This window comes from Wujia chipingensis (assembly GCF_014337155.1).
Taxonomy (GTDB): Bacteria; Bacillota; Clostridia; order Lachnospirales; family Lachnospiraceae; genus Coprococcus_C; species Coprococcus_C hominis.
The window spans coordinates 2,571,831-2,586,028 of sequence record NZ_CP060632.1 but is presented as its reverse complement, the minus strand read 5'-3'; the positions used below and the strand labels follow the sequence as shown (position 1 = coordinate 2,586,028).

The window sequence follows — 14,198 nt, the reverse complement described above, 5'->3', positions numbered from 1 at the left end:
AACGGGATTTTCGTTTACAAAGTGGGAATCTCGTTTACAAAATGAGATTTTCATTTACAAAGAGGGACTCTTGCGTTACAAACGGGACTCTCATTCTACATTTCACCCTCTTTTTTTATGCACAATTCCTCATTTGGTTGATAAACAATAAAAAGTTATCGAAAAACAATAAAAATATATTGACATTCAATAATGAATCGTGTAAAGTGTAGAAAGGTTAAGAAATAAAACGCGCAGTTTAGAAAAGATGTGGGAGGACATATAGGTATGAAAGAAAATAAAATTGCCGGCGCGACGAAGGTCCTGCTGGATATCATGTATTTTGTTGGAATGGTTGTGACGCTGACTTTACCGGTGTCATTCAAATGGTATGGAACTGTGATCAATCCATTTTTCGGAGAATATTATATCTGGATGGTGCTGATCTTCATGACGGCAGGTGTGTTCGCAGTGCTGATTCTAAGAGAGCTTCGGAAGATGTTTCGGACGGTGCTTGCGGATGACTGCTTCGTGAAGGAAAATGTGAAGAGCCTGAACCGAATGGGCATATACAGCTTCGCAATCATGGCGGTGATGCTTTGCAGGATTCCACTTTACTTCACGCCAGCTGTATTTATCATTGTTGTAGTATTTTTGATCGCAGGTCTTTTCTCCCGCGTGCTTGCCATCGTGTTTGACAAAGCGGTGCAGTACAAGGAAGAAAATGATTTTACGATTTAGGGACGTTACCATATAAGAAAAGGCGGTGGTGATATGGCGATAAAGGTGAATCTGGATGTGCTGATGGCACAGAAGAAAAAGGGGCTGACAGAGCTTGCGAAGGAAGTTGATATTACGCTTGCGAATCTGTCGATTTTGAAGAATAACAAGGCGAAGGCGGTGCGGTTTTCCACATTGGAATCGATCTGTAAGGCACTCGACTGCCAGCCGGGAGATATATTGATCTATGAGGATGAAGAGGATAACGACGAATAAGATAGAACGTATCTGGAAAGGAGCGTTTTCAATATGGGAAATGAACAAAAACAAGAAAATTTAAACAATCAGAATATACAGGAACAAGAGCCAAAACAGATGATGCCATATGTAGATAATCAGGATATGAAGGAACGGGCAACCCGGTTTGGAACGGGTGGATTTGCGGCAATCATATACGCGGTTGTGACAACCATCTGCCTGTATAAAAATGCATATGGTATTATGACGGTTTTATTTGCGGCTGCAACGATTGGGTTCTTATATTATGTCTGCTCACATGCACCACAGAGCAAGGCGTACGATAACCGCGAGGATAAGACATCAAATCCGCATACGATGATTTATTACATAGGAATTCTGCTGCTTGGCGTATCGATTTTCCTGACTGGAGATCGCTTCCTGATTGCATGTAATTACATAGGAATCTATCTGCTTTCGATGACGGTTTTTTTTACCTGCTTTTGCGATGCAGAGAAATGGGGTGTCGGGAAATATATTCGTGCTGTGATAGGCACCGTGTTCTCGCCGCTTGGGTATCTGTTCCGTGGATTCAGTGACTGCTATGTGTATGTGAGACAGCGGGAAAAGAAAAAATCCAAGGCAATCTATGTGCTGGTTGGTGTGCTGATTGCACTGCCATTTCTGGTTTTAATGTTGATCGTGCTGTCCGAGGCTGATGCCATCTTCAAATACATTGTCGACCGGAGTATTGGAAATCTGCAGTTATCCGGGAATCTGGCAGGCTTCGTGATGATGCTCGTTGCGGTATTTGTCACCGTATATGGAATCTTCTGCAAGATGGTGATACAGCCGCCGAAGATCGACTGTGAAGAAAAGCGGATGGTGGAGCCGATGATCGGTATTACGTTCTGTGGTCTGCTGACTGCATTATATGCAGTGTTCGCAATCATTCAGATCCTGTCGCCATTTCTTGGAAAGCAGATGCTGCCAGCCGGGTATTCGTATTCGGAATATGCGAGACAGGGATTCTTCCAGTTGCTTTTTGTTGCGGCTGTAAATTTGGTAATTGTTCTGGTTTGCAACCGTGCATTTGCAGAAAGCCGGGTGCTTCGGACGATTCTTACGATCATGTGTGGCTGTACCTATGTGATGATCGGCTCTTCGGCAGTGCGGATGTTGATGTACATTCGGGCATATCATCTGACGTATCTGCGTGTGCTGGTGCTGTTTGGACTGCTGGTATTGGTTGTGCTTTTCACTGGCACGATCATCTATCTGTATAAGAATACATTCCCACTGATGAAATATATGATCGTTGCATGTGGCGGTTTGTATATCGCGTTTGCGTTGTCACATCCGGATACGTATATCGCGTGTTATAATCTTGCGTGTGCACGTGCGGATGTGCAGACATGGATGGCGGAGGATGTCGATACGGACGATATGGAGATCCGGCTGATCGACCTGATGCAATATGATCTGCAGGCTGGCTCGGCGGATCGGACGCCTGCGGTGTTTGAGTTTTTGGAGTGGGCACAGGCACGTGGAATCTGGACCGATGAGAACGATGATGAGGCGCAGAGCCTGCTTACCTATCATAGTAATCTATGTACGAGCCGACGGGGTATCCGGACCTTTAATGTGAGCACGTATCGTGGAAAAACGGCACTGGAGAATTACCTGGAAAATTAAAATATGACAGACAGCTATCAGTTAGCGAATCTGGCTGGTATGTGTTGCAGGAGGAAACAGATAGATGGAAGGAAGATTGATTGGCGTCGGAGTCGGCCCGGGAGATCCGGAGCTTCTGACGCTGGCAGCGGTGCGTGCGATCCGGGAGAGTGACTGCATCTTACTGCCAAATGAGAAGAAAGAAGAATGTTATGCTTATAAGATCGTGCGGCAGGTCGTACCGGAGATCGAAGAAAAGGAGATCTGCCCGATGCAGTTTCCGATGACGAAGGATGCGGATGTGCTTCGTGCGGCACAGGATCGCTGCTTTGCCGAGGTGCAGGCACGGATGCGGCAGGGAAAGACGCTTGTATTTCTTACGATCGGTGATCCAAGTGTGTACTCGACCTATCATTATATTCACCGGCGAGTGCTTGCGGCGGGGATGCCTGCGTCGATGATCAGCGGCGTGCCTTCTTTCTGTGCGGTGGCGGCAAGACTTGGAATCTCCCTTGCGGATCAGGGCGAGGAGATCCATATTATTCCGGGCAGCTACGCGGTGGAAGATACCGCGGACTATGACGGGACACGGATCTATATGAAGTCGGGGAAGAAACTGGAACAGCTGATCGGCATGCTTCGGACAGAGCTTGTGCGGAGAAGACAGCAGGGAGAATATTTGGAGGTCTATGGCGTCTCGAACTGCGGACTGCCGGAGGAACGTGTGATGCATGGGATAGATGCGTTGACACAGGCGGCAAGCTACCTTACAATTGTGATTGTGAAGGTGAAAAAACAGGACAAATAACGATATTTTCATTAAAATTCTTCCAATAACGGATTTGTTCACAAAACAAACATAAATCTGTTATAGAATATGTATCACAGATCAGAGACAGAAGAAAAAAGAGGGAAGGAGAAACCACTTGAGCATATAGAAAGTGGCAGATCGTATATGAAATATGCAATTATAGGAGCCGGTGGATGCGGCGGAAGCATTGGTGCATTCTTAGCGGAAGCCGGACAGGATGTAACATTGATTGCGCGTGGCGAGCATCTTGCAGCAATCAGAGAACATGGTATATGTGTGGAGTCACCAAGCCGGACATTTACCGTGACAGACATAAAGGCAGTTGATGAGGCAGGATATGCGGAGATTCCGGATGTCCTGTTTGTGTGTGTCAAAGGATATTCGATTCCGGATATCATTCCATTTTTGAGAGAACATAGTGATGCGGAGACGTTGATCGTTCCGATCCTGAACATCTACGGAACCGGTGCAAAGCTGCAGCAGGCGCTGCCGGATGCAACAGTTGTAGATGGCTGTATCTACATTGCGGCGGAGATCAAGGAGCCGGGTGTGATCTTACAAAAAGGCGATATCTTCCGTATCGTATTTGGCGCACGGAAGGGACAGGCGCTTTGCCGGAAGATGTTCCTCTTAGAGCAGGAATTAAAGGCAGCAGGCATTGATGCGGTACTTTCTGACCAGATCGAGCGGGATGCATTTCAGAAATACGCGTATGTATCGCCGATGGCAGCCTGCGGTCTGTATTATGATGCGACGGCAGAAGTATTCCAGCGCGCAGGAGAAGAGCGGATGCTTTTGATCCGGTGTATGAAGGAGATTGACGCACTTGCAACAGCAATGGGAATCCCATTTTTGGTTGATATTGAGAAGACGAATCTGGACATCTTAGATGCGCTTGTACCGGAGGCTTCGACTTCCATGCAGCGCGATATCTGGGCAGGAAAACCATCGGAAATCGATGGATTGCTGTATGAGCCGCTTCGTCTTGGAGAACAATATGGAGTAGAGATGCCGAACTACGAGATGATCGTGAAGGTATTGAAGGAGAAGTACGGAGAGTAATAATCTAGACAAAGAAAGGAAGTATGCAGAGATGAAAGAAGTAAAATCACCAAAACGTCCGTTGATCTTCTATTATGGAATCGTGCTGGTAGTATTGCTGGTGTTTAATTTATTTATCACCCCAATGCTGGCAGAGCGGCAGGTAAAGGAAGTTGATTACGGAACATTCATGAAGATGACCGAGGATAAAGATATCGGTCAGGTACAGATCGACAGTACACAGATCACATTTACGGATAAGGCGGAGAGCGCAATCTACAAGACCGGACTCATGCCGGACGATGACTTGACACAGCGGCTCTATGACAGCGGTGCGAAGTTCTCGAAAGAAATCGAGACGAGGACATCTCCATTTATGAGCTTTTTGATGTCGGTTGTTCTTCCACTGTTGTTGTTCTGGATTCTTGGAAGATTCCTCGCAAGGAAGATGATGGAACAGGCTGGCGGTAAGAATTCCATGATGTTCGGTATGGGTGGAAAGAGCAATGCGAAGGTATATGTGCAGTCCACCGAAGGAATTCATTTTACAGATGTCGCCGGTGAGGATGAGGCAAAGGAAAACTTAGCCGAGATCGTTGACTACCTGCACAATCCGACCAAATATACCGACGTCGGTGCGTCTATGCCGAAGGGACTTTTGTTAGTCGGCCCTCCGGGAACTGGTAAGACAATGCTTGCTAAGGCGGTTGCCGGTGAGGCAAATGTACCATTCTTCTCAATCTCCGGTTCCGAGTTCGTAGAGATGTTTGTTGGTATGGGCGCATCAAAGGTGCGTGATTTGTTCAAGCAGGCAAAGGAGAAAGCACCATGTATCGTATTTATCGATGAGATTGATGCGATCGGTAAGAAGCGTGACGGCGGCAAGTACGGCGGCAACGATGAACGGGAGCAGACATTGAACCAGCTCTTAACTGAGATGGATGGATTTGAAGGAAATAATGGTGTTATCATTCTGGCGGCAACGAACCGTCCGGAATCCCTTGATCCGGCACTGACTAGACCGGGACGTTTTGACCGGCGTGTACCGGTGGAACTGCCTGACCTGAAAGGCCGTGAGGCAATCCTCAAGGTACATGCAAGAAAAATCAAGGTTGGCGATGATGTAGATTTCCATACGATTGCACGTATGGCATCCGGTGCATCTGGAGCCGAGCTTGCGAATATCATCAACGAGGGCGCGCTTCGTGCTGTCCGTTCGAACCGGACATTTGTAACCGAGGCAGATCTGGAAGAAAGTGTCGAGGTTGTAATTGCCGGTTATCAGAAGAAGAATGCCGTGCTTTCGGATAAGGAGAAAAAAACGGTTGCATATCATGAGGTCGGACATGCATTGGTGGCTGCGTTGCAGAGCCATTCTGCACCGGTACAGAAGATTACGATTATCCCACGTACATCCGGTGCGCTCGGATACACAATGCAGGTGGAGCAGGCCGACAAATATCTGATGACGAAGGAAGAAATCGAGAACAAGATTGCGACACTCACCGGTGGCCGTGCAGCAGAGGAAGTGGCATGCGGAGAGATCACAACCGGTGCTTCGAATGATATCGAGCAGGCAACGAAGCTGGCGCGTGCGATGATTACCCGGTATGGTATGAGCGAGGAGTTCGATATGGTAGCGATGGAGACGGTAGAAAACCAGTATCTGGGTGGGGATACCTCTCTTTGCTGTTCTGCAGATACACAGAAAGAGATTGACCATAAGGTGGTCGAGCTTGTGCGCGCACAGCATGAGAAGGCGAAGAAGCTGCTTGTCGATAACAAGCGTCTGCTGGATATTCTGGCAATGCACCTCTATGAGAAAGAGACAATCACCGGTGATGAATTTATGGAGATTCTGAATAAGGAAGGGGGAGCCGCTCTATGAAAAGACACACAGGCTATGGATGGCTGGAACTGATCGAGGGTATTCTTCTTATAATCCTTGGCGCTTTGGCGATTGCATCGCCGGGGGGGATTCTGCGTTGGATTACGATCTTCTATGGTGTGATGGCAATCGTGACCGGAATTACCGATATTATCTTCTATGCCAAGTCGGAACGTTACATTGGGTTTGCACCGTGCGTGTCTCTGGCTGCCGGGGTGATCAGCGTGATCACCGGTCTGGCGCTGATGGCATATCCGCACATAGGCGAACTGGTTGTAACATTGCTGCTTCCGCTATGGTTTATCGCACACAGCGTATCGAAGCTGTGTCATCTTGGATTTATCCGGAGTTTGTACAGAGGAAGGTATTTCTATGTCTCACTGGTCATCAATGTGATCGGTCTGGTAGTAGGTGTGCTGATGATATTCTGGCCGCAGATTGCTTTGTTCTCAGTCGGATTTTTGATAGGTACATACCTGATTATATTAGGAGTAGACAGTGTAGTATCGGCTTGCAGTAAACTTGGAAAGGATTGGTAAAAAAATATTTATTTTTTAGAAAATTTGTGATAATATATGTAGTTAGATTAGACTAACAGGAGGTAATTATTATGTCAAATTTTTTTAAAAAGATCGATGGAAAGAAAACAGGGATTTTTGCAGCAGGTGTATTGTTCGGAACAGCAGGAATCAAGCTTTTGACAAGCCGTGATGCAAAGAAGGTTTACTCACATGGTACAGCCGCTGTCCTTCGTGCAAAGGACTGCATCATGAAGACCGTGACCAATGTACAGGAGAATGCAAGCGATATCTATGCAGAGGCAAAGCAGATCAACGCAGACCGCGAGATCGAAGCAGAGGCACAGGTAGTTGAGGACGAAGCAGAAGCAGAGGAGCAGGCGACAGAAAATGAAATTTGTGATTAAACATGAGATACGAGGCAGAATTCGTTTTCATGTTGCACAGAAGAACATGTCGTACCGGGAAGCCGATATCCTTCAGTATTATCTTGACAGCATGAAACATGTCAGTTCTGCGAAGGTAAATCATTCGACCTGCGATGCGGTTGTCTGTTATGAGGGAAGCCGGGAAGTGATGATAACAGCGCTCCGGCGGTTCCATTATGAGACGGCAGATGTGCCGGAATCCTATCTGGAAAATTCTGGAAGACAGGTGAATGAAGAGTACAAAGAAAAACTGGTAGACAAGGTTTTAATGCGATGCATCAACCGGATGTTCTTACCGATGCCGATCGCGAACACCCTGACTGCCATCCGTTCGGTAAAATATATCACGAACGGACTGAAAACATTAGCAAATCGAAAGATCGAAGTTCCGGTTCTGGATGGCACGGCAATCGGTGTATCCGTATTCCGTGGAGACTTCCAGACGGCAGGATCTATTATGTTCCTGCTTGGAATCGGCGAGATCTTAGAGGAGTGGACACACAAGAAATCCGTCGGGGATCTTGCACGGAGCATGTCCTTGAACATCGGAAAAGTCTGGTTGAAGAAGGACGGACAGGAAGTGCAGGTATCTGCAGAATCTATCCATGTGGATGATGAGATCGTGATCCATGTCGGAAATGTGATCCCATTTGACGGAACGGTTGTCGATGGCGATGCGATGGTGAATCAGGCATCGATGACAGGCGAACCTTTGCCGGTACATAAGCAGGCAGATTCCTATGTCTATGCAGGAACGGTGCTGGAAGAAGGTGAGCTTTGCATCCGTGTCCGCCAGGTCGGTGGTTCGAGCCGGTATGAGAAGGTTGTCACGATGATCGAGGAATCCGAGAAACTCAAATCTTCTCTGGAGAGTAAGGCGTCGCATCTGGCAGACAAGCTTGTACCGTATACGTTACTTGGTACAGCCGCAACGTATCTTTTCACACGGAATGTGACGAAAGCACTGTCGGTCCTGATGGTTGATTTCTCCTGTGCGTTGAAGCTGGCAATGCCGATTTCCGTATTGTCCGCAATCCGGCAGGCGAGCAAGTCAAGCATTACGGTAAAGGGCGGTAAGTTCTTAGAGGCGATGGCGGAAGCGGATACGATCGTATTTGATAAGACCGGAACGCTGACGAAAGCAGCACCGCGCGTGGTTGATGTTGTATCGTTCTGCAATGAAAGCAGCGATGAACTGCTGCGGATCGCCGCATGTCTCGAGGAGCATTTCCCTCATTCGATGGCACGTGCAGTTGTTGATGCGGCAAGCGAAAAGAATCTGGTGCATGAAGAGGTCCACTCGAAGGTGTCCTATATCGTAGCACATGGTATTTCTACTACGGTAGAAGGAAGAAAGACAATTATCGGAAGCTATCATTTTGTATTTGAAGATGAGGGCTGTGTGGTTCCGGAAGGTATGCAGGAGAAGTTCGATGCATTGCCAGAGGAATATTCACATCTGTATATGGCAGTAGAAGGACGACTGGTGGCTGTCATCTGTATCGAAGATCCGATCCGTGATGAGGCAGCCGATGTGATCCGGACACTGAAAGAGCTTGGATTTGCAAAGGTTGTTATGATGACCGGTGACAGTGAGCGGACAGCCTGTGCGATCGCACGGAAGGTTGGCGTGGACGAGTATTATTCTGAGGTACTTCCAGAGGATAAGGCAAGCTACGTGGAGCGTGCGAAGGCAGAGGGACATAAGGTTATCATGATCGGTGACGGTATCAATGATTCACCGGCACTTTCGGCAGCGGATATCGGTATTGCAATCAGTGATGGTGCAGAGATTGCACGGGAGATCGCGGACATTACCGTTGGAGCAGATAACTTGAATGAACTGATCACATTGCGGAAGATCAGTACCGCACTGACAAGACGAATCCGAAGAAATTACAGAACGATCGTTGGATTTAATACCGGACTGATCGTACTTGGTGTTGCAGGCGTGATCCAGCCGACAACCTCGGCGTTGATGCACAACACATCGACACTGGCAATTGGGCTGCATTCGATGAAGGACCTTGTATTATAAGGAGATAACCTATGCGGTTAATGATAAAGCAGCGCGTATTTGCGTGGACGGATACGTATGATATCTACGATGAATATGGCAATCCAAAATATTTTGTGAAGACGGAATTCTTCAATATCGGTCATCATATGCATATCTATGATATGTATGATCAGGAAGTAGGCGTGATCCATCAGGAGATATTTCATCTGCTTCCGGTGTTCGAAGTCGAGATCGGCGGACGGACAATCGGTCGGATTCAGAGACGATTCTCCCTCTTTACGCCGAGATATGATATTGAATATCATGGCTGGCAGGTGCAGGGTGATCTCTTCGGATGGGATTACGACGTGTATGATGGCAGTTATTGCATCGCACATATCGGCAAGGAATTGTTCCGCTGGGGCGATACCTATGTGATAGACATTGCGAATCCAGAGGATGAGATCTTAGGATTGATGCTCGTACTCGCAATCGACGCCGCAAATTGTAGCAACAATAATGATTAATCAGTGAGAATATAGAATCAGAAAAGGAAACGTTGGGCAGATGAATGTGCAGGAGACAGGAATGTAGCTGCATCTCATCGAGATCTGCTTGACGTTTCTTTTTTTATTCACTATAATATAACGAAAGTTACATAACAAATGTTATAAAATAAATATGGAGGGGCTTATGCCAAGGGCAACAAAATTTTTGAAGGAAGATATTATTGAGGCAGCGTGTGCGGTTGTGAAGAAAGAAGGCCTGTCTGCAATCAATGCCCGCCGGGTGGCGAAAGAGCTTGGTTGTTCGGTACAGCCGATCTTCTATCAGTTTGAGAACATGGAGGATCTAAAGCAGGCGACGATCTTACACATCCGGAAGATATACCAGTCGTACATGATTGCAGGTTCCAAGGAAGAAAAAGCGTATCGGGGCATGGGACTTGCGTATATCCGGTTCGCGAAGGATTACCCGGATTTCTTCAAGATATTATTTATGGGAGATTCGAAGATTTCTCCGACGGAATTTATTGAGAAGGATAATATGGGAAATCAGATTTTAGAGAAAGGTGCAGAATTCACCGGGTATGACAGGACGGAACAGGAAGCATTTCATCTGAAAGTGTGGATTTTCACACATGGAATCGCAAGCATGGTTGCAACGGGAACGGTTGCATTTACGGATGAGCAGATTGAAGAACTGCTAACGGACACCGTAAGACAAATGAAGATCGGAAGCATGTATGACAAGAAGCCGAGGGATGAATAAATATGAACCACGGAAATTGCGATATTGATTTCAGTATATATTTTAATATTGATTTATAAAGATATACGATATGTTTGAATCATAGAAGTTCTTAATGTTCTGTAATTATATTAGCCATGTTTGAACACGATGTTCAAACAAGCCGCCACTGAGCCATGGATGGCGAATTGGCGGCGGTGGCGTATTGGATGGAAATATAGATCAGAACATTTAGAACTTCTCAGATTCAATACATTGTATATCGTATAAATCAATATTGAAATATATAGAAACAATATCGCAATTGCTGGGAATAAAAAGGAGAGTGGAAAAGCGAAATGAGCGCAGTTGTAGAAGTAAAGAATCTGACAAAGGAATATAAACAGAAAAAGGCGGTCGATGATCTGTCGTTTGAGATCCGGCAGGGAGAGATCCTTGGGCTGCTTGGTCCAAACGGAAGTGGAAAATCAACCACGATCAACTGCATCCTCTCGCTGTTAAAATACAGCGCGGGAAGTATCAAGATCTTCGGAGAGGAGATGACACCGGATGCCTATAAGATCAAGCGGGATATCGGTGTGATTTTCCAGGAGGTAGCGGTGTTTGAGGAGCTTACGGTGTATGAGAATATTGACTATTTCTGTGGATTGTATGTGAAGGATAAGCAGGAGAGAAAAAAGGATATCGAGGATGCAATCGCATTAGTCGGACTGGATGAATTCCGCAAATATTATCCGAAGCAGTTGTCGGGCGGATTACTCCGGAGATTGAATATCGCATGTGGTATCGCGCACAAGCCGAAGCTGATCTTCTTAGATGAGCCGACCGTTGCAGTCGATCCGCAGAGCCGGAACAACATTTTGGATGGTATCAGGAAGCTGCGGGATGATGGCGCGACAATCTGTTACACGACACATTATATGGAAGAAGTCGAGATTCTGTGTGACCGGATCATCATATTGGATAGGGGAAAAATCATTGCGCAGGGAACGTCCGACGAGTTAAAGGCACTTGCGAAGATCGAGGAGAAGGTTACGATCGAGACGAAGCATTTCAAACCGGAATTCTTAGAGAAGCTGCAGGCGGCACCGAATGTTGACAAGGCAGAATATGCCGGCCATCAGCTTGTAATCACCTATAAGAGCGGAAAAAATAACGTGGCGAAGCTGATCGAGGAACTGAGTGCGGCGGGAATCACCTGCAACAAGATCTTCTCCGAGCGTCCGACGCTCAACGATGTGTTCCTGGAGCTGACCGGAAAGGAGCTTAGAGACTGATGTTTGGACATAACTTTAAGTATACATTCAAAGTCCTGATGCGGAACCGGATGCTTTTGTTCTGGACATTTGTGTTTCCGCTCGTGCTTGGCACGATGTTCAAGCTGGCATTCTCCAATATCGAGAACAGCGAGAAGCTGAACGTGATCCCGATTGCGATTGTCGATAACGAGGATTTTCAGGGAAACGAAGCATTCCGCCGGACATTTGAGACTTTGAGCGATGAATCAAGCGATGAGCAGATGTTTGACACGGTGTATGTGTCGAAGGATGAAGCAGATACGCTGCTTTCGGATGGGGATGTCGACGGCGTGCTGTACATGAATGGCGCGGAGCCGGAGATCTGGATTCACGAAAATGGTATCAACCAGACAGTGCTTCAATATGTGGTAGACGAGATCGTACATACCTCTGCAATCATGGAAAAACGTGTACAAAATGAGCTTGAGCAGGGCGCGATGCCGGATATCGAGGGACTCTACAAAAATGTAATGGAGCAGGTGGCAGGCAGAAAGTCGAATCTTGTCGATGCATCCCGTGCGAATATGAGTTATACGATGATTGAGTATTACACATTGATTGCGATGGCTTGTTTGTATGGCGGTATCCTCGGAATGACGGCACTGAGCAGGAACCTTCCGAACATGGGAAATCTCGGAAAGCGTACAGCCATCGTTCCAATCAGCAAGGCAAAGACGATGTTTTCATCCCTGCTTGCCGCATATTGCACACAGTTGATCGGGCTTGCGATTCTGTTTGTGTATACAATCTTCGTGATGAAGGTCGATTACGGGGAGAATCTGCCATACGTAATCCTGCTGGCACTTGCGGGGAGTCTGGCGGGGCTGACGCTTGCAATCATGGTGACTACGGTTGTCAAGACCGGCGAGAATGGAAAGCTTGGAATCCTGATCGGCATCACGATGGCGTGCTGTTTCCTGTCTGGCATGATGGGAATTACCATGAAATATATCATCGAGAAACATGTGCCGTTCTTAGATAAAATCAACCCGGCGTCGATGATCACGGATGGATATTATGCACTGTATTATTATGGCGTGGACAAGCGTTTCTGGATGGATGTAGCGAGTCTTGGAATCTTCTCTGCCTTCATGCTGCTTGTGTCCGCACAGGGATTAAGGAGGCAGAAGTATGACAGTATTTAAAGCATTTCTGCATGTATTGAATAAATGTAACGGCATGGTGATCCTGTATACGGCGCTGCTTTTATTGTTCGGTGGCATCAACGCAAAAAGCGGGGATACAACAAGCCAGTTTACTGCGGACAAGCCGGAAATCGTCATTGTAAATCAGGATGAAAATGTCGGAATCACGAAGAATTTTACAGATTATATCGCGGCACACAGCAAACGGAAAGAACTGAAAAGCGAAGAGGACATAGACGATGCAATCTTCTACCGGCAGGTAGCATTTGTAATCTATATTCCGCAGGGCTACCGGCAGGCGGTACTGAACGGCGAAACCCCGGAACTTCGGTACAAGAGCTGCCAGTCGGCGGATGCGAGCTTCGCGCAGATGATGGTCGAAAGCTATCTTGCCATACAGCAAAACTACGTGGATGCCGCTCTGCAGGCGAATCCGGATGAAAAAAACATATCTCTGAATGAGGAGGAAGTCTGTAAGGATATCACGCAGACTTTGGAACAGACATCAACCGTGCATGTGACGACGACACTTGATACAAACAGCATGTCGAAGGCAGCGGGTTATTATAATTTTGCAAGCTACAGTCTGCTTGCCGGTGCGATCTTCGTGATCTGTCTGGTACTTACGAGTTTCCAGGAGCTGCCGATCCGCAAGCGTATCACGATCAGCAGTATGAATTATAAGAAGCATAATGCGATCCTGCTTGCATCGAATCTGCTTTTTGCAATCGCACTATGGCTGTTTTACGGTCTGATCAGTTTCGTGATTGTCGGGAAGGTAATGTTTCGTGCGCAGGGAGCCATGTATCTGGCGAATTCGTTCGTATTCACCTTGTGTGCATTGACGATGGCATTCCTGATATCAAGCATCTTCAACAACAAGGAGGCGGTCAATGGAATCGTGAATGTTGTGGCACTCGGCTCGGCATTTCTGTGTGGTGCATTTATTCCGGTTGAATGGTTGCCGGATGGTGTGCTTGCCGTGGGCCGTATCTTCCCGGCGTACTGGTATATTCAGACGAATGAATATCTGAAGACACTGGAGACGGTAAGCGTCTCGGGGCTGAAACCGGTATTTATCAATATGCTGGTGATGGCTTTATATGGCGTGTTCTATATTATTGTGGCGAATATCGTGTCGGCGAAGAAACGGGTAGTGGCGTAATCTTGAAACAGGTGAAGTGGAAATTCTGCTTCGCCTGTTTTGAT

14 protein-coding genes are annotated in these 14,198 nt (G+C 46.9%); all 14 read left to right on the top strand.

The window, feature by feature from the left end; genetic code table 11:
* Positions 1–267 precede the first annotated feature (267 nt).
* The 14 genes from H9Q76_RS12075 (at position 268) to H9Q76_RS12010 (ending at position 14,154) form a co-directional block, all read left to right on the top strand.
* Entirely contained in the window at positions 268–720 is a 453-nt protein-coding gene (locus tag H9Q76_RS12075; RefSeq protein ID WP_021985995.1) for a DUF2975 domain-containing protein, read from the top strand.
* A 33-nt stretch (positions 721–753) separates the two neighbouring features.
* Positions 754–975 (top strand): helix-turn-helix domain-containing protein, encoded by a 222-nt coding sequence (locus H9Q76_RS12070; protein WP_021985996.1) that lies wholly within the window; start codon positions 754–756, stop codon positions 973–975.
* A gap of 33 nt (positions 976–1,008) precedes the next feature.
* Complete coding sequence (locus tag H9Q76_RS12065) at positions 1,009–2,631, top strand: DUF4153 domain-containing protein (RefSeq protein WP_249321194.1); 1,623 nt, start codon at positions 1,009–1,011, stop codon at positions 2,629–2,631.
* 64 nt (positions 2,632–2,695) lie between these two features.
* Positions 2,696–3,418 carry a precorrin-2 C(20)-methyltransferase gene (gene cobI / locus H9Q76_RS12060; RefSeq protein WP_021985998.1) on the top strand — a complete coding sequence of 241 codons (723 nt, stop codon included), beginning with the start codon at positions 2,696–2,698 and terminating at the stop codon, positions 3,416–3,418.
* 147 nt (positions 3,419–3,565) lie between these two features.
* Complete coding sequence (locus H9Q76_RS12055) at positions 3,566–4,483, top strand: ketopantoate reductase family protein (protein ID WP_118546292.1); 918 nt, start codon at positions 3,566–3,568, stop codon at positions 4,481–4,483.
* 31 nt (positions 4,484–4,514) lie between these two features.
* A complete protein-coding gene (gene ftsH, locus H9Q76_RS12050; RefSeq protein ID WP_117780065.1) occupies positions 4,515–6,350 on the top strand; it encodes an ATP-dependent zinc metalloprotease FtsH in 1,836 nt (611 codons plus the stop codon).
* The gene (locus tag H9Q76_RS12045) at positions 6,347–6,889 is read left to right on the top strand and encodes an HdeD family acid-resistance protein (protein WP_117780066.1); all 543 of its coding nucleotides are present in this window, start codon (positions 6,347–6,349) and stop codon (positions 6,887–6,889) included. Before ftsH ends, H9Q76_RS12045 begins: the two co-directional genes overlap by 4 nt.
* 71 nt (positions 6,890–6,960) lie before the next feature.
* Complete coding sequence (locus H9Q76_RS12040) at positions 6,961–7,275, top strand: DUF6110 family protein (RefSeq protein ID WP_117780067.1); 315 nt, start codon at positions 6,961–6,963, stop codon at positions 7,273–7,275.
* On the top strand, positions 7,259–9,334 hold the full coding sequence (locus H9Q76_RS12035) for a heavy metal translocating P-type ATPase (RefSeq protein WP_249321192.1): 2,076 nt from the start codon (positions 7,259–7,261) through the stop codon (positions 9,332–9,334). The genes H9Q76_RS12040 and H9Q76_RS12035 overlap by 17 nt, the downstream gene beginning before the upstream one ends.
* Positions 9,335–9,345: 11 nt before the next feature.
* Entirely contained in the window at positions 9,346–9,822 is a 477-nt protein-coding gene (locus H9Q76_RS12030; protein ID WP_021986004.1) for an LURP-one-related/scramblase family protein, read from the top strand.
* 166 nt (positions 9,823–9,988) lie between these two features.
* The gene (locus H9Q76_RS12025) at positions 9,989–10,567 is read left to right on the top strand and encodes a TetR/AcrR family transcriptional regulator (RefSeq protein WP_249321190.1); all 579 of its coding nucleotides are present in this window, start codon (positions 9,989–9,991) and stop codon (positions 10,565–10,567) included.
* 317 nt (positions 10,568–10,884) lie between these two features.
* On the top strand, positions 10,885–11,823 hold the full coding sequence (locus tag H9Q76_RS12020; RefSeq protein ID WP_118374039.1) for an ABC transporter ATP-binding protein: 939 nt from the start codon (positions 10,885–10,887) through the stop codon (positions 11,821–11,823).
* A complete protein-coding gene (locus H9Q76_RS12015) occupies positions 11,823–12,989 on the top strand; it encodes an ABC transporter permease (protein ID WP_249321188.1) in 1,167 nt (388 codons plus the stop codon). Before H9Q76_RS12020 ends, H9Q76_RS12015 begins: the two co-directional genes overlap by 1 nt.
* Positions 12,976–14,154, top strand: a complete 1,179-nt coding sequence (locus H9Q76_RS12010; RefSeq protein ID WP_249321186.1) for an ABC transporter permease — start codon at positions 12,976–12,978, stop codon at positions 14,152–14,154. The genes H9Q76_RS12015 and H9Q76_RS12010 overlap by 14 nt, the downstream gene beginning before the upstream one ends.
* Positions 14,155–14,198: the final 44 nt, after the last annotated feature.